The 15,896-nt window shown below is 43.4% G+C and carries 20 protein-coding genes and 1 pseudogene; 10 read left to right on the top strand and 11 right to left on the bottom strand.

Translation table 11 applies throughout. From position 1 onward, the window contains the following. Positions 1–44: 44 nt before the first annotated feature. Positions 45–1,259 carry an NAD(P)/FAD-dependent oxidoreductase gene (locus E2491_RS12195; RefSeq protein ID WP_134375920.1) on the bottom strand — a complete coding sequence of 405 codons (1,215 nt, stop codon included), beginning with the start codon at positions 1,257–1,259 and terminating at the stop codon, positions 45–47. Positions 1,260–1,563: 304 nt separating this feature from the next. Here E2491_RS12195 and E2491_RS12190 point away from each other — a divergent pair, with 304 nt between their 5' ends. Together E2491_RS12190 and E2491_RS12185 are read left to right on the top strand one after the other, a co-directional pair. Then, positions 1,564–2,565: an NAD(P)/FAD-dependent oxidoreductase gene (locus E2491_RS12190; protein ID WP_134375919.1), complete on the top strand. Its 1,002-nt coding sequence runs from the start codon at positions 1,564–1,566 to the stop codon at positions 2,563–2,565. A gap of 68 nt (positions 2,566–2,633) precedes the next feature. Further along, on the top strand, positions 2,634–3,281 hold the full coding sequence (locus tag E2491_RS12185; RefSeq protein ID WP_134375918.1) for an SDR family oxidoreductase: 648 nt from the start codon (positions 2,634–2,636) through the stop codon (positions 3,279–3,281). A gap of 336 nt (positions 3,282–3,617) precedes the next feature. Here E2491_RS12185 and E2491_RS12180 read toward each other — a convergent pair whose 3' ends face one another. After that, positions 3,618–3,980: a HesB/IscA family protein gene (locus tag E2491_RS12180; protein ID WP_134375917.1), complete on the bottom strand. Its 363-nt coding sequence runs from the start codon at positions 3,978–3,980 to the stop codon at positions 3,618–3,620. Positions 3,981–4,166: 186 nt separating this feature from the next. Here E2491_RS12180 and E2491_RS12175 point away from each other — a divergent pair, with 186 nt between their 5' ends. Then, positions 4,167–4,859: a DUF2225 domain-containing protein gene (locus E2491_RS12175; protein WP_134375916.1), complete on the top strand. Its 693-nt coding sequence runs from the start codon at positions 4,167–4,169 to the stop codon at positions 4,857–4,859. 652 nt (positions 4,860–5,511) lie between these two features. On the opposite strand, the gene E2491_RS12170 is transcribed toward E2491_RS12175, so the two are convergent. After that, positions 5,512–5,751, bottom strand: a complete 240-nt coding sequence (locus tag E2491_RS12170; protein WP_134375973.1) for a YuzB family protein — start codon at positions 5,749–5,751, stop codon at positions 5,512–5,514. 241 nt (positions 5,752–5,992) lie between these two features. On the opposite strand from E2491_RS12170, the gene E2491_RS12165 reads away from it, so the two are divergent. From E2491_RS12165 to E2491_RS17510, 3 genes are all read left to right on the top strand, one after another. Continuing rightward, positions 5,993–7,060 carry an NAD(P)/FAD-dependent oxidoreductase gene (locus E2491_RS12165; RefSeq protein WP_134375915.1) on the top strand — a complete coding sequence of 356 codons (1,068 nt, stop codon included), beginning with the start codon at positions 5,993–5,995 and terminating at the stop codon, positions 7,058–7,060. A 274-nt stretch (positions 7,061–7,334) separates the two neighbouring features. Further along, a complete protein-coding gene (locus E2491_RS12160) occupies positions 7,335–7,649 on the top strand; it encodes a hypothetical protein (protein WP_134375914.1) in 315 nt (104 codons plus the stop codon). An 88-nt stretch (positions 7,650–7,737) separates the two neighbouring features. Beyond that, on the top strand, positions 7,738–7,905 hold the full coding sequence (locus E2491_RS17510) for a hypothetical protein (RefSeq protein WP_166805871.1): 168 nt from the start codon (positions 7,738–7,740) through the stop codon (positions 7,903–7,905). Positions 7,906–7,948: 43 nt separating this feature from the next. Here E2491_RS17510 and E2491_RS12155 read toward each other — a convergent pair whose 3' ends face one another. Further along, a complete protein-coding gene (locus tag E2491_RS12155) occupies positions 7,949–8,287 on the bottom strand; it encodes a YuzD family protein (RefSeq protein WP_134375913.1) in 339 nt (112 codons plus the stop codon). A gap of 46 nt (positions 8,288–8,333) precedes the next feature. Between E2491_RS12155 and E2491_RS12150 the strand changes: the two are divergent. Next, positions 8,334–8,626 (top strand): annotated as a pseudogene (locus E2491_RS12150) (NifU family protein). A gap of 223 nt (positions 8,627–8,849) precedes the next feature. On the opposite strand, the gene E2491_RS12145 reads toward E2491_RS12150, so the two are convergent. From E2491_RS12145 to E2491_RS12135, 3 genes are all read right to left on the bottom strand, one after another. Then, positions 8,850–9,809: a 2-hydroxyacid dehydrogenase gene (locus tag E2491_RS12145; RefSeq protein WP_134375912.1), complete on the bottom strand. Its 960-nt coding sequence runs from the start codon at positions 9,807–9,809 to the stop codon at positions 8,850–8,852. A 23-nt stretch (positions 9,810–9,832) separates the two neighbouring features. Further along, complete coding sequence (locus E2491_RS12140) at positions 9,833–10,600, bottom strand: TIGR01457 family HAD-type hydrolase (RefSeq protein ID WP_134375911.1); 768 nt, start codon at positions 10,598–10,600, stop codon at positions 9,833–9,835. A 64-nt stretch (positions 10,601–10,664) separates the two neighbouring features. Beyond that, positions 10,665–11,102 (bottom strand): DUF86 domain-containing protein, encoded by a 438-nt coding sequence (locus E2491_RS12135; protein ID WP_134375910.1) that lies wholly within the window; start codon positions 11,100–11,102, stop codon positions 10,665–10,667. Positions 11,103–11,222: 120 nt separating this feature from the next. Between E2491_RS12135 and E2491_RS12130 the strand changes: the two genes are divergently transcribed. Then, on the top strand, positions 11,223–11,492 hold the full coding sequence (locus E2491_RS12130; RefSeq protein WP_134375909.1) for a DUF3055 domain-containing protein: 270 nt from the start codon (positions 11,223–11,225) through the stop codon (positions 11,490–11,492). Between the two features lie 48 nt (positions 11,493–11,540). After that, on the top strand, positions 11,541–11,768 hold the full coding sequence (locus E2491_RS12125; RefSeq protein ID WP_134375908.1) for a cytosolic protein: 228 nt from the start codon (positions 11,541–11,543) through the stop codon (positions 11,766–11,768). 459 nt (positions 11,769–12,227) lie between these two features. Here E2491_RS12125 and E2491_RS12120 read toward each other — a convergent pair whose 3' ends face one another. Then, positions 12,228–12,509, bottom strand: a complete 282-nt coding sequence (locus E2491_RS12120) for a YutD family protein (protein ID WP_134375907.1) — start codon at positions 12,507–12,509, stop codon at positions 12,228–12,230. Between the two features lie 114 nt (positions 12,510–12,623). Here E2491_RS12120 and E2491_RS17505 point away from each other — a divergent pair, with 114 nt between their 5' ends. Continuing rightward, positions 12,624–12,794, top strand: a complete 171-nt coding sequence (locus tag E2491_RS17505; protein WP_166805870.1) for a hypothetical protein — start codon at positions 12,624–12,626, stop codon at positions 12,792–12,794. A gap of 63 nt (positions 12,795–12,857) precedes the next feature. Here the strand turns inward: E2491_RS17505 and lipA are convergent, their stop codons facing one another. The 3 genes from lipA to E2491_RS12105 form a co-directional block, all read right to left on the bottom strand. Continuing rightward, a complete protein-coding gene (lipA, locus tag E2491_RS12115; RefSeq protein WP_134375906.1) occupies positions 12,858–13,778 on the bottom strand; it encodes a lipoyl synthase in 921 nt (306 codons plus the stop codon). Between the two features lie 210 nt (positions 13,779–13,988). Beyond that, complete coding sequence (locus E2491_RS12110) at positions 13,989–14,096, bottom strand: methionine/alanine import family NSS transporter small subunit (RefSeq protein ID WP_134375905.1); 108 nt, start codon at positions 14,094–14,096, stop codon at positions 13,989–13,991. Between the two features lie 15 nt (positions 14,097–14,111). Next, entirely contained in the window at positions 14,112–15,635 is a 1,524-nt protein-coding gene (locus E2491_RS12105) for a sodium-dependent transporter (protein WP_134375904.1), read from the bottom strand. Positions 15,636–15,896: the final 261 nt, after the last annotated feature.

The following is a 15,896-nucleotide window of genomic DNA, read 5'->3' as shown; positions in this document are numbered from 1 at the left end:
AAAAACAGGGACAACCGATTGGCTGTCCCTGTTTGCTCTATACATTATAGTACGTTAAGTTTACCTTTTTTGAATACAAGTCCAGGTCCGCCAATGATGTAAAGGGCACGGTTATCGATGACCTTTTTCATGAATGCAGCCTGTTTACCTGTGATCTTGCGGCCGAATACTTCACCGATTGCTTCCTTTTCACCAAGAGAACATACTGTTCCTTTAAGGTCTGGAGAGAATGGCTCAAGCTCGTCACCTTTTGCTAATGCGACAAGGTTGTGTGCTGTGTGAGCACCTTGTTGCATCGCAATTTGTGCAGTTGGTGGGTATGGACGGTCATTCTCAGGGTTGATCATAAGTGCGCAGTCTCCAACGATGAATACATTGTTGTGACCTGGGGCACGAAGGTCTGCATCAACCTTGATCCGTGCACGCATGTTTTCAAATCCTGCTTTTTCAATGATTGGGTTTCCACGGACACCCGCTGCCCAAACAACTGTTTGTGCTTTGATCTCTTCGAATGTGTCTTCGCCTTTTTTGATTTTAACGCCTTCTGGAGTTGCTTCTACAACCGGTGTGCCGATTGAGAATTCAATTCCTTTGCTTTCAAGGTAAGAAACAGCGTAATCAACAAGCTCTTTATCAAAGCCTGGCAGTACCATTGGCGCAGCCTCTACGCAAAGAACGCGAACGGCTTTCGGATCGATATCATATTCTTCACAAAGCTCAGGTACACGGTCAGCAAGTTCGCCAAGGAACTCGATTCCTGTGAATCCGGCACCACCGACAACGATCGTCAGTCTTGAAGGATCTTTTGTTTCTTCAAGGCTGTAAGTTGAGAATTGATATTCGATGTGGTCACGGATCTGACGTGCTGCCTTAATGTTGGCAATAGAGAATGCGTGCTCCTTCAGACCAGGAATGCCGAATGTTTCGCCTTCGAATCCTAAGCCTACTACAAGGTAGTCATACGCAATTTCAGAGCGGTCAGTAATAACCTTTTGTGCCTTTGTATCAATGTTTTCAACTGTTGCTTTTACAAAGTTTACTTTTCCTTTGTTAATAACACCATCAATGTCATAACGTACTTTATCATGGTGCATCGTTCCTGCAGATGCTTCGTGTAACCATGTTGTTTCGTAATGGTAGTCATTCTTGTTTACAAGAATGATATCCATATCATCCGGATTAACTAGCTTCTGAAGTTTCGTGACAACGGATAAACCGCCATATCCTGCTCCTAAAACAACCACTGTTGGTCTTTTCAATTGGATCACTTCCACCTTTTTAATATGAGATTACGATGCAATTAAGGCAGCAACGCATGCCTGAACATAAAGATTGTGAAATTATTCACGAAAGAGAACATCATACGTGTAGTAACAATTCTTGTCTTTCACTATCATATTCTTTTTTTGTCACATTTTCAAGTTATTCAATGGAAATCAGAAAACTTTGTCAATAGCGTTTCATCCAAAAGTCTGAAATATGTTTGAACGGAGTACCGGAATACATGTCAAAAGCCTGTGTATGATACACTACAGGCAAGTTGAGAGATTGTTTGGAGGGATTATGGTGAAGAAAGAAGATACAGCTGTTTACGATATTACGGTCATCGGCGGCGGTCCTGTCGGGTTATTCACAGCTTTTTACGGTGGGATGCGTCAGGCAAGTGTAAAACTGATCGAAAGTCTTCCGCACCTGGGTGGTCAGCTGACAGCTCTCTATCCGGATAAATATATTTATGATGTAGCCGGGTTTCCAAAAGTAAGAGCGCAGGAGCTCGTTGATAATCTGACTGAACAGATGAGCCGGTTTGATACGGAAATCCGTTTAAGTCAGGAGGTTATAAATGTTGAAAAGCGTGAGGACGGCGTCTTTATTTTAACAACAAATGAAGAAGTTCACTATTCACGCACGATCATTATTACAGCCGGAAATGGTGCGTTTCAGCCAAGAAAGCTCGACCTCGATGGATTACATGATTTTGAAGAAAAAAATCTTCATTATTATATCGATAACCTTGACCAATTTAAAGGGAAAAACGTGGTGTTACTTGGTGGCGGGGATTCCGCAGTTGATTGGGCGCTGATGCTCGAACCTGTAGCAGATACAGTAACACTTGTTCACCGTCGGGATTCGTTCCGTGCACACGAACACAGTGTTGAGCAGCTCAAAAATTCTTCGGTCAATGTCGTCACGCCGTATGTGCCGGTCGGCTATCAGACGATGAACGATTATCTTCAGTCGCTGACAATACAAAAGGTACGCGAAGAGGATACCATGACGATCGACCTTGATCATCTTGTTGTTAATTACGGATTCATTTCAAGTCTTGGTCCGATTAAAACGTGGAATCTTGTTATTGAGAAAAATTCCATTGTCGTTAATTCAAGAATGGAAACCAATATACCTGGCATTTATGCTGCGGGTGATATTTGCACGTATGATGGCAAGGTCAGACTCATTGCAGCAGGATTTGGCGAAGCACCTACAGCAGTAAACAATGCAAAGGCATCCATTGATCCGAAAGCACGAGTCCAGCCGATGCACAGTACTTCTATGTTCAGCTGATCTGTTTATTCCCTCCCAATCCGGGTACGGTACACATAGGACCTACAATAATTGGGAGAGTGATGAACATGCACGTATTAGTCATTGGAGCAAACGGTACAACAGGACAAATGGTTGTTCAAAAACTGGCTGAAAGTGACCAGCATCTTGTAAAGGCAATGGTGCGTAAAGCAGAGCAGGCACCTAAAATGGAAGACCTCGGAGCACGTCCAATCATTGCCGATCTGGAAAAAGATTTTGATTACGCATTAGAAGATGTCAACGCGGTCATTTTCGCTGCAGGATCCGGTCCCGATACAGGAATGGATAAAACAACGTCAGTAGATGAAGAAGGCGCTAAAAAAGCGGTAGATTATGCAAAAGCCAAAGGGGTTGAACGCTTTATCATGTTAAGTTCTGTCGGTGCTGATGACCCTTCAGTCGCAGCCGACAACGAAACCTTCCACCATTATCTGAAGGCAAAGCATAATGCCGATGAACATTTAAAAGCGAGCGGTCTAAATTATACGATTGTCCGACCTGGTGCGCTAACAGATGACAGCGCCAAGGGAACGATTACTGCGGCCGCAAAACTTGACTCCCACAATGGAGACATTACGCGTGAAGATGTTGCAACAGTATTGGTTGAAGCCATTCTATACGAGAACCTTCATAATAAATCATTTGAAATGGTGAATGGTGAACATCCGATCGATAAAGCACTTTCTTCTATTTAAAAGAAAACCCTATCCGGATTTGGATAGGGTTTTACTATATATTAACCGTGCCGGGTCATTCCTTCGCTTTCCGCGGCCGCGCGGTGAGCCAGCTAATGCTCCGCATTACGCTGTCTCACCTGTCGCTTCTCTGCCGCAGGAGTCTACGGAATGCCCCGGCACTAATTATGTAAATTCATAAGTAGTTCATTTTAAGTCGGACTGAAAGTATTTTAGAATGCAATAAATAATAAATTTCATTTATTAATAAGCAGGTTCCAACAAATGATATGATCATTCATAAGACTAATGATATTCAAAACAAAAACCCATCCTCAGCAAGGATAGGGTTTTTGTTTAACAGTTTTCAGGCGTTCCTGCCTTTGTTGCGGTTCTGAAGGATGATCCGCAGCCGCATGATGCAATGGCGTTCGGATTCTCAATTGTGAAACCGCCACCCATTAATGACTGCTTATAATCGATCTCCGTTCCATTTAAAATCGGAGCATCTTCTTTCTTGATCAATACCGTGATTCCATGGTGATCTTCCTGCTGATCCTCATCTGTTACTTCATGCTCAAATCCCATGCCATAAGATAATCCACTGCAACCGCCGCCTTTAACGGCAACTCTTAAAAAGGCATTCTGTTCTTCAGCCTGCTCCATCATATCTTTTACCTGAAGCGCTGCAGCTTCTGATAATTTAATCACGTTTGCCATTTCAGCACCTCCTACGTTTATCGCTGATTTAAGTATAGCGTGTCCAGGTATTCTGCTCAACCATTTCAACTCACGAAATAATTGTAATTATGGTTTCTAAAGACCTATTAAACGGGTATAATAATAAGTATCTTGAACTACTGAATGAGATCTTAAGTGATCATTTAACTAATTGAGGTGACAAAAATGGAATTAACTCCTTTGTACTCAAAAAAAATAAAATGTGGCTTATGTGCCAAAAATTTCGAAACAACTAAAATCAGAGGCCGTTTTGTCAGAGTGAAGGAACATGATACGGATTTAATGCCTGTGTATGAAAATCCGGAAATCAACCCAAGTCTTTATCATGTTCATGTTTGTCCAGACTGCGGCTATGCTTTCACAGATGATACCGCACCCTATTTTCCTCCCGGGGCACGGGAAGAAATTGATGAAAAAATCACCAAACAGTGGAGCGGTCAGGATTTCTCAGGAGAACGCTCGATTTCAGACGCTATCAAAGCCTATAAACTTGCTGTGTACACAGGAACACTCAAAAAGGAAAAAAGCATTACCATGGCCGGCTTGTACCTGAGACTTTCCTGGCTGTATCGTGAATTAGGTAATGCCGAGCAGGAGAAACGTTTTCAGCGACTCGCTCATGCGAATTACCAGGATTCCTACTCGAAAGAAGACTACGCAGGCACACAAATGTCAACAGAACGAATCCTATACATCCTGGCAGAACTATCCCTTCGTCTCGGTGAAGAAGATCAGGCAACACGCTACTTCTCAAAAATCATCGAAAAACAACACAGCTCAACCGAACCGAAAATGGTCAAAATGGCTAAAGACCGCTGGCAGGCACATCGGGAACAAAAACAAATGCAATCGAGTTAAAAGTGACTGCATATCAATCTTAGCAGCATACAATCCTTCTCTTTCATGATTCCGGAGGAGGATTTTTTTATGTTATAACCTCTCAGTTCATGTTTGCAAACGAATGTCCAGGACGCATCCAATCATCTATCGACTCATTTAATGCTGGTATCAACAACTTAATAATTGCTATCGACAACAATAAAGCGTCTATCAACACCATTTGGCACGCTATCTACATCAAAAATAATGATTTAATGATTCATTCCATAACTCACCACGCGGCATCGGAAACAGTGAGTCCAGCCGGTGTTTCTTTTTTTTACTTCAATAATTAGAAGATGATTTCATCCAGAGGTCCGTGACTCATCCGCAGACTCATGTGGTGGAAAGGGTCAGGTGAAACCGACAGTGCGAAGCACAGGCGGGTTCACCGCCCGGCCTTGGAAAAGCGGAGGCGGGCTTTTAGGGACGTACAAACTGGACTGGCCCCGGCGGAGATAAAGGAAACACGGCGAAGTGAGCTGATGTTGACTTATCGGACGAGGGGCCGGGAAGTTTGCTAGTCCCTGCCCGACGGAGCTAGACAACGGAAAGCGGAGGATGAGTCACGGACCGGTTTCTTTTCATAATAAAAAACGAGCCTTCATCAGGCCCGTTCATCAAAACGCATTTAAAACATCGGATTCTCTTCCAAATACGTATAAATCTCATCCACCAGCTCTTTTGGCGAATCAGCCTCCACAATATCCCCGTTCACCAGCGCAAAATGAGACGCCGCACAAATCCCGCAATAACCGAGACAGCCATACTCAATCACATCAAGATTCGGATCCCGCTCAAGCTCCTCCAAAGCTTCCTGTGAACCACTTGCAAGATTACTAATACAAAATTCAATAATTGGTTTCATTATTTTCACCTCTACCTGTAGTCAAATGTAACTTTTTTCTCAAAAAACGTCAACGATTGGTGTTTGTCAGCTATTCCGTCATTTTGACAAGTTTGTGAAAGAATTCTCTTATAATGATTGTACATTGTTCTCTATTCCGCTATACTTTTTAGTGAATGAAAACGTTATGATAAAACGTAATGTGCGAATTAATCATCCTATTGAAAGTGCTTACTATACGTTTATTGCAAAGAGAGGGCTATCCATGAAACACTTAGTATTATTGGGTGGAGGCTACGGAAATATGCGGGTTCTTCTCCGCCTGTTACCAGATAAGCTTCCAGAAGATGTGACGATTACATTAATCGACCGGACACCTTATCACTGTCTGAAAACAGAATATTATGCGCTTGCTGCGGGAACCGTTTCAGATACTGAAATCCGGGTCGGTTTTCCAGAGCATGAGCGCCTTCATTTAAAATATGGAAAAGTAACAGAAATCAACACCGTGGAAAGTAAGGTCATCCTTGAGGATGGATCTGAAGTTGCGTATGATGATCTGATTGTCGGACTTGGCTGTGAAGATAAATATCACAATGTTCCAGGAGCCGATGAATTCACGTACAGTATTCAATCGATCCAGCAATCCCGCGCTACCTATGAAAAGCTCTCCAACCTTCCATCCGGATCAGTCGTGGGTGTTGTTGGAGCAGGTCTGAGTGGAATTGAACTGGCGAGTGAATTGCGCGAGAGCCGTTCAGATCTGACCATTAAACTGTTTGATCGTGGTGAACGGATTCTGCCCGCTTTCCCTCAGCGTCTGAGTAACTATGTACAAAAATGGTTTGACGCCAACAATGTAGAAGTTGTCAGCAAATCCAATATCACTAAAGTTGAACCAACCATGCTGCACAATCACGAAGAATCGATTCCTGTTGATGTATGCGTATGGACAGCCGGTATCCAACCGGTTGAAGTAGTACGAAACCTGCCGGGTGAAAAAGATTCATCCAACCGTGTTGTATTATCCCAGTACCACAATCTGCCTGACAATGAACACGTCTATGTTGTAGGAGACTGTGCAAGCCTTCCGTTTGCCCCAAGCGCCCAGCTTGCGGAAGAACAGGCTGAACAAATTGTAGACGTTCTTCTCACACGCTGGAAAGGCGGCACATTGCCAGCAGAAATGCCAAAGATCAAACTCAAAGGCTTTATGGGCTCCCTCGGCAAGAAACAAGGCTTTGCCTACCTTGCCGACCGGACCATCACAGGCCGCATCGCCCGCCTCTTAAAATCAGGCGTGTTGTGGATGTATAAATATCATAATGGTTAATCATAGCAAAACACGCTCACTCCATTTGAGCGTGTTTTTATTTGTCTCTAGTCTCACGATATTCTTAAAAAGCTCACCAAATAGTCACTGAAAGCGTAGGATGAGTCCGGACCGTTTTTAAAAATCACTACCCGCAAAAGTTTTTATCATTAATCGATAATAAATCTACAAAATGAGTTTTATTATAACAAACTGAGGGAAATAAAATTAAGTATATTGACCTAAAATTAATAAAAAACCATAACTATATACCCTAAAAAGGATGGTGACAAAAATGAATTATACTGAACCTGAGCTAAAAGAAGCACTTCTCCGTTTTGACAAACTGTTACGAACATGTCCCGATCAAAACGAAAATGTCCTTGCTTACAAACAGTTTATTACCTCTTTCCTGCGTGTAAAAACGAAGCATCTGACCCTCCCGACCTCAGAAATTATGTCTGTGATTCAGCATGAAAGGCCTTCAACCTTCTATCTGCTGAAAAGAAGTATGAGTTATGATCCTACCTTTGAGCTATTAACGAATATTGATTTGAATTATGAAATGGCAAGTCACCATTTATCTGCAATTAAAGAGCACCTTGCCTGAACATTGCACATTCACAGCCGACTATTTCTTAATAAATACTGGAAAGCCAGTATACTGAAACCATCTTGATTTACAGGTGGTGGTGAATATGTCTTTACTTCCTTTCCATGAACGATATAACCTGGTTGAGGTTCCAGAGGATTATGAAAATACGAGTGATGACCATATCGTCATGCGCGATGAGCATGATACGTGTTATTTGTGTGAAAAGAAAGATTTGGATATTTTAAAAGGTCTAAATTTCAAAGAGCTTTAATCAGAAAACGCCGTACCCTCCAAGTAAGCGGGTACGGCGTTTTTCATTTCACCTGTGGAGCAGCCTCAAAACCATATTTCTCAAGTTCTTTATAGACCGCTTTCAATCTTGGATTCCCTTCCCCAACAATTTCATCTTCAACGAGTACAACAGGATAAAACAAATCCTCTTCCCAGACCTTTTTAACAAAGGCGGCTTTTTTCGGATCCTCATGCTCTGTATTTAAATCGACATAATCCATTTTAAATGTTTGCCCGGGAAATTTTCTGCCAATGGCGGCTTCAAGCCACTCATAGGTTTCTTTTGATGAAGGTGCGCCTACGCAGCTTGCACAGATGGTTTCAGCGCCATATACCGTAATCGTAACGGGGTGTTGTGACATTCAGATCAGCCCTTTCAGTTCATTGAGAATCAATTGATAAAGATCAATGGATTTTTTTTGTTATCCTTATTATAATAGAAGACAGGAAGGGAGTCGATTCGAATGACAGAAGTAGAAATGAAAGATTCAGTTCAAGAGGTACTTGATAAGCTTCGTCCATTCCTTCTTCGTGATGGCGGGGACTGTGAACTCGTTGATGTGGAAGATGGAATCGTTAAATTGAGACTTCTTGGTGCATGTGGTACATGCCCAAGTTCAACGATCACGCTGAAGGCTGGTATTGAGCGTGCTCTATTAGAAGAAGTACCTGGCGTTGTAGAAGTAGAACAAGTATTTTAATTGTATACAGACCGTGCCTGGTCATTCCTACGCTTTCCGCGGCCGCGCGGTGAGCCAGCTGGTGCTCCGCACTAGGCTGTCTCACCTGTCGCTTCTCTGCTGCAGGAATCTCCGGAATGACCAGGTTTTTTTATTAAATCATTTCTCTTTCCTATAGAAATGTTTAGATTACAGCATAAATTGAAAAAGGTGGTGAACCATGTTACCAGTTCACCACCTTTTACTATTTCACTTCAGTTAAAGCCTCTTTGCCCTGAAGCACAGCTGCAATGTTATCTGCTGCAAGCTTCATCATGATCAGGCGTGTTTCCCTGGATGCACTGCCGATGTGCGGGATGGCAACAACATTTTTCATGGCAAGGAGCGGATGGTCAGCACTGATTGGCTCTTTTTCAAACACGTCAAGTGCTGCTCCGGCAATTTCGCCGTTTTGCAGTGCTTCGATCAAGGCCTGCTCATCCACCGTTGTGCCGCGGCCTGCGTTAACAAAATAAGCAGACTTCTTCATTAATCTGAATTCCTTCTCACCCATCATCTGCTTTGTTTCCTCTGTAAAAGGGGCAAGCATGACAACATAATCAGATTCCTTCAGCAGATCTTCAAGAGAAACGTGTTTCGCGTTAAAGCGCTGTTCTGCTTCTGGTTTTCTGGACCTCGTATGATAAAGAACGTCCATATCAAAACCTTTTGCGCGTTGTGCAACGGCTTGTCCAATGCTTCCCATTCCGATAATCCCGATTGTTTTATGATGAATATCAGTGCCTGCGAGCAGATAAGGTGACCATGACGTCCACTTTCCTTCTTTCACATATTCAGCAGCCTCTGTAATTCTTCGCCCGACAGCCATGATCAGCGAAAATGTCAGATCCGCTGTCGTATCCGTCAAAACGTCCGGAGTGTTCGTGACGGTTACGCCTGCCTTTTTAGCAGCATCCAGATCAATATTGTCATATCCGACTGCAAGGTTCGCCACGACTTCTAAATGGGGTGCCTCCTCGAAAACCTCCTGATCAACCCTGTCAGATAACATAGTGAGAAGCGCATGACTGTCCTTTACCTGATGAAGTAATTCCTCTTTCGGTACAGCCTGATCTTCTTTGTTCCACACCTGTACATCAAATTGCTTCCTTAATTGATCAATCACCTGATCATCAATTTTCCGGGTAATATAAATTTTTTTCATGTCATACACTCCTCGCTGTTAAGTCAGATGATGTTCCATTCTGCTAATGAGTTAATTGAGTATGTCGGCTGATGCTCTTTCGTTTCAAGCAGGCTTTTAGGTGAAACGCCTGTATGAACCATTAACGTATCCATGCCGGTGTTGAATCCTGCCTGAATGTCCGTATCATAATTGTCCCCAACCATAACCACTTCCTCTTTTGGCAGTCCAAGTACGTGCAGTGCCTGTTCCATAATGACCGCTTCCGGCTTACCGATAAACAGCGGCTCAGTTTGCGTTGAAACGGCAATAACAGATGTGAGTGAACCGTTACCCGGAAGCAGTCCGCGTTCAGTCGGGATCGCAATATCTCCATTTGTCGAAATAAATTTCGCGCCGCCTCTGACAGCCAGACAGCCCAGCGCCAGTTTTTCATACGTAATATCCCGGTCCAGTCCTACAACAACATAATCAGGCTTTTCGTCCTGAATCGTCAATCCCTTGTCTGTCAGCGCCTGGCGAATCCCATCTCCACCAATCACATAGACAGTGGCATCCGACTTTTCCCGGGAAATAACGGAGGCTGTAGCTAAAGATGTCGTAAACACCTGTTCAGGCTCAGCAGGTACGTCAAATGCCTGAAGGTGAGCTGCAACCTGCTCCTGTGTTTTTGAAGAATTATTTGTCACAAACAAATAAGGAATGCCTTTATCTTTCAACTTCTTCACAAAATCAACCGCTTCCGGAATCGCTTCCGTCCCTCTGTACATTGTTCCATCAAGATCAATCAAATATCCTTTATACTGCTTCATTGTCTACTTCCTTTCAATCCATAAAAAAGAACCTATCCCCTTAAGGAATAGAGCCCTTTTTAGCTTAATTTCTAAATGCTGAAACGGGGCCGAGCTCATTTGTCAGATAATCACGGACTGCTGGTGCAAACGCCTGAAGTTCAGATAAATGATTTCTCAGCGTCTCCTCAAGCTGACTGTGTGACAGGCTTGTAAACTCCTGTACGAGCAGTTTCCTCAGCTTAATGACCTTTACAAGTGGAGGCTTCATTTCAGGCGTGATGACTTTCTCATCCTCTAAAATTTCTATAATATCCTCATAGCTGCCCGGGTCTCTCATAATAAACCCGTCAATCATCGAATTCCCGACATCAATAATGGATTCAATAATCACGTGGGTACAGCGCTCGAGTGCAAGCTCTGCGATCCGGGTAGACCATGAAGTCTGTGCCTCAAAAAAAGCAATCTGCTCCTCCATATAAGAAAGCGTCGCATGAATCGTCTCGCGGTCAACAAAATACATTTTTCTCACGCTCCATTTTACAACGTATACCCCTAGTGTACCATATAAAACGGCGAACTTTGGCATGTGGACTGTTAATCGGTATAATGGAAACAGAATTCTGCCACTGGAGGTTTTGTTATGAACGAACGTTTTTACCTTTACGATGATACAGAAGAAACCAAAACGCGCTTTGTCAGCTTTATGGGCGAAAACCAGCGCTTTGATCTTGCCATTATGTATTCAGACCGCTACTACGGAAAAGCAGTCGTCTTTGATATTCAGGGAAGCCGCTTCGCCATCCTCGGCCAGGACGACCTCGACGAACCAGGCTACCTCGAGCATGCCTATCAGCTTTCAGAAGAAGATGCATCAGAAATGCGCGACTTTCTCCAGGAAGTCATCCGCTGAATAAAAACACACAACCTCCTCCACACTAACTGCAGAGGAGGTTTTTTCATGAAACAATACAGCGATTTTTCAAACGTCGAAGTCCAGCGTGAATACCTGACCGTCGAAACACTGCCCGAAGGTCCATACGGCGCACCACGCGGCAAATATTCCATCGTCAAAAACAAAAGCGGCCCATGGCTACCCGGACAGCGCTACTACAGCGCCTTCAACTATGAAAACAAAGGGCTCCATAAACACCTACCAAGACTCGATCCCGGAACCCATAAGCCTTAAAAGAATCGTCGGCTTTTTACTTTCTTTTAAAACCAGCATAATGAGTTTTATACAACCCAAAGGGCCGGACTCATCCGTAGACTCCTGTGGCGGAAAAGGTCAGGTTAAAAGCACAGCGGGTTCACCGCGCGGCCTTGGAAAAGCGGAGGCGACTCGTCCAGCCCCGACAAGCATAAGGCGAAGATGAAAAGAGGGCTGCACTTCGCCCTCGTTCATCTTTGACTTATGACCTCGAGGGGCTAGTCGCCACAGCTAGACAAAGGAAAGCGAAGGGTGAATCGAGCCCGGTTTTATTCACCCTAAAAAACTATAGGAATGAAGTTTTACGCAAACCAAAGGGCCGGACTCATCCGCAGACTCCTGTGGCGGAAAGGGTCAGGTGAAACCGATGTGCGAAGCACAGCGGGTTCACCGCCCGGCCACGGAAAGCGGAGGATGAGTCCGGCCCGGCTTTTATAACTACTTCTTAACCGCAACCTTCTTCACAATAAAATAAGGACAACCAAAATTACAATGCTCATACAAATAATCCTTCACCGTCGAAATCTTCGTATCAAACGACGACTTCTGGTTCTGATCATCAAAAAAACCCTTCAACCGGAGCTGTCCATATCCCCAGTCGCCTACTATGTAATCATACTTATGAAGAATCTCACTATATCTGCCCTCAAACGCTTCCTCATTAAAGCCTTCGCGGTACTCCTCAATAATCTCATACTGATGATTATGGATCGTAATCATTATCCACCACTCCTGAATTTGTCTCTTCCTCCATTATACATGACAAAACCATCTTTTCCTAAGTAAAATCTCACGCTTTGTACATACTAACCATTAAAAACGGAGGTGCTTAAAATGATTAAAACAACCATTCTATTCCTGACAGTCATTTTACTGGCTGGCTGTTCAAAGCCTGAACCACCTGAAGCAGCAGAAAATATAAAACCACAAACAGCTGAGACCATGCACCTTGCTCCTGCTGCGCCTGAAATGGATCACGAATCCGGAGAAACGTCCCGAAGATAACAGATACAAAAAAAGAGTGAAACAGCCTCTGCTATCAGAGTTCTGTTTCACTCTTTATCAAACTTACTCGTTATCATGTACTTCTCCCTGAGCCTGGCGCTCACGCGATGCAGCATTAACCTGCTCATCTGCATGATACGAAGAACGGACAAGCGGACCGGCTTCACAATGCTTAAAGCCTTTATCCATGGCAATTTTGCGCAATTTACCGAATTCAAGCGGCGTATAATATTTAATAACAGGTAGATGCTTACGCGTAGGCTGCAAATACTGACCAATTGTCATAATATCCACATCATGAGCACGTAAATCATCCATCGTCTGAATGATTTCTTCCTCTGTCTCACCTAATCCAATCATTAAACTCGACTTGGTTGGAATATCAGGCTGCAATTCTTTTGAACGCTTCAGCAGTTCAAGAGAACGATGATACTTTGCACGTGCACGGACTCTTGGCGTCAGACGTTCAACGGTTTCAATGTTATGGTTAAGTATATCAGGCCGTGCATCCATCAGCGTCTTTATATTTTCGAAAATGCCACCCATGTCCGATGGAAGGACTTCAATCGTTGTAAAAGGATTTTTTCTTTTAATAGCACGGACCGTTTCAGCAAACACTGCTGCACCGCCATCCTTCAGATCATCCCGGGCAACAGCAGTAATAACAGCATGCTTTAAATTCATCAGCTTGACTGAATCTGCCACGCGTTCCGGCTCGGCCAGATCAAGCTCTGTCGGCAGGCCTGTTTTGATCGCACAAAAACGGCAGGCACGCGTACAAACATCTCCAAGAATCATGAATGTTGCAGTTCTTCTCTCACCCCAGCACTCATGAATATTCGGGCACCGCGCCTCTTCACATACAGTGTGGAGATTATTTTCACGCATCAGTTTCTTTAATCCGGTATAACTTTCATTCGTGTTCAGCTTAATTTTCAGCCACTCCGGCTTTCTGAGGAGGCCGTCCTTCGTCGTTGTACTCATTCCCACTTTCCTCCATTTCAAGGTTTACTTCTATATAACAGGAGTTCAATAATCACTAGTACAGAACCTATTTACAGACACTTTATCACACTAAAAAGATCATCACAAGAGGATGTCGTCAGAAAAGTGTATGCGTTATCAGAACAACTTCATGAAATCCTAAAAGAAAAAAAGCCTGCAGCAGATCGCTACAGGCTTTTCATCAGTGACTTACACTTCTTTTTTTGATTTACTTACTGCATTCACAATACTGGCTGCGAGTCCGCCCCAAAGGAGGACAATACCAACAACCATCATAAAAATCGCACTGCCTGTCATATTTAACTACCTCCTTTAGTCTTTGTCCGGAAGCTCAATAGGAGTTGAACGGCTCCATTTTCCAAGTGAGAACAAGAGACCTACAACAAGTGCTCCAACTGCTACAGATACCCCACCTGCAAGGATAAAGCTGGTCGCATACCCTTCGTAGTTTCCTGTATCATTATCAAACTGCTGCAGAATATTCTGAGTCAGAAGCTGAACCATCATAAAACCAAGTACGATTGGCGTAACGAATCCAAGACAGATTTTCCACCAGCCGCCAAGACGGATTTGTGAAGTCAGGTTTGCATGGTCGCGAAGCAGGTCTGCCTTACGAAGGATCCATACAACCATTACAACTTCAACCAGTCCTACTGCTGCTACACCAAACTGGTTGATAAAGTAGTCAGCTACATCAAGGAAGAATAATCCTCCCTGAGTGGCGAATAGAACAGAGATTAATGCTGCAAGTCCACCACCAAATAAAATGGCTTTGTTACGAGATACACCAAACTTCTCTGTAATACCTGCTACATATGTTTCAGTAATAGACATGAGTGACGTAAGTCCTGCCAATGTCAGTGACAGGAAGAATAGAGCACCGAAAAGTCCGTTTAAGCCCGGAAGCTGATTAATGATCTGCGGGAATACAACAAACGCAAGTCCAACTCCTGCAGTCGCAACTTCTGAGACAGGAACGTCTAGCTGAGACGCCATATAACCAAGTGCTGCGAATACACCGATTCCTGCCAGAAGCTCAAAGCCGGAGTTCGCAAAACCTGTAATAAAGGCATTATTTGTGATATCTGATTTTTTCGGCAGATAACTTGAATAAGTAATCATGATCGCAAAAGCAATCGATAAACTGAAGAAAATATGTCCGTATGCGGCTACCCAGACATCCGGATCAAGTATGTTTTCAAAATTCGGCTGGAAGAAAGCGTTCAAGCCTTCAGCTGCGCCTTCAAGTGTTACTGCACGAATCACAATAATTAAGAATAAGATCACAAGCGTTGGAATGAAAATGCGGTTCGCATACTCAATTCCTTTTTTAACACCAGCTACCAGAATGCCGAGAGTGATAGCCCAAACAAGGATAAGCGGGATCAGAACACCCCACACGATGCCACCTGTTTCACCAGGGTTAACATCTAACTGAAGGAATTCCCCAAATAAAAATCCCTGTGTGTCTTCTCCCCAGGCCTGATTAAACGAAAAGATTGTGTAACGCATGGCCCAGGCTATAATGACGGCGTAGTAGGTGGATATCACGAAGGCGACAAATACTCCCCACCAACCTAACCATTCTGCCTTTTTCCCGCTCATGCGGAAGAATGACAGCGGCGCTGATCCTCTGTACTTATGACCGATGGTGAATTCCATTACAAGAATAGGAATACCGGCAGTTAAGAGTGCAAATAAATATGGAATAAAGAATGCTCCTCCACCGTTCTCATAAGCAACGTACGGAAAACGCCAGATGTTTCCGAGTCCGACTGCAGAACCTACAGCAGCTAAAATAAAGCCGGCACGAGTTCCCCACTGTTGACGATTCATCTTTTTCCCCCCAATTAGTTTCTTCCATATTATGTTGGAAGTTTTTATATATTCAGATTATTTCTCATAATCTAAAAACAGTATAGCACTTGCTTCCTAAATGTAAAAGCACTATTTTTAAAATTCTGATATTATAGCAAAAAAATTTATTTCCGATCAAAAACCTTGTATTTACAACGTTTAGGTAAAATACCGTGCAAATTTTTTCAAAAATCGAATAATGGAAATGAAAAGAACCACAGTCAGAAAGTCCCGTGTTAC

The sequence above is a fragment of the Jeotgalibacillus sp. R-1-5s-1 genome, assembly GCF_004405105.1.
Taxonomy (GTDB): Bacteria; Bacillota; Bacilli; order Bacillales; family Jeotgalibacillaceae; genus Jeotgalibacillus.
Note: the sequence above shows the minus strand (reverse complement) of the source record. Positions and strands in the feature narration are given on the sequence as shown.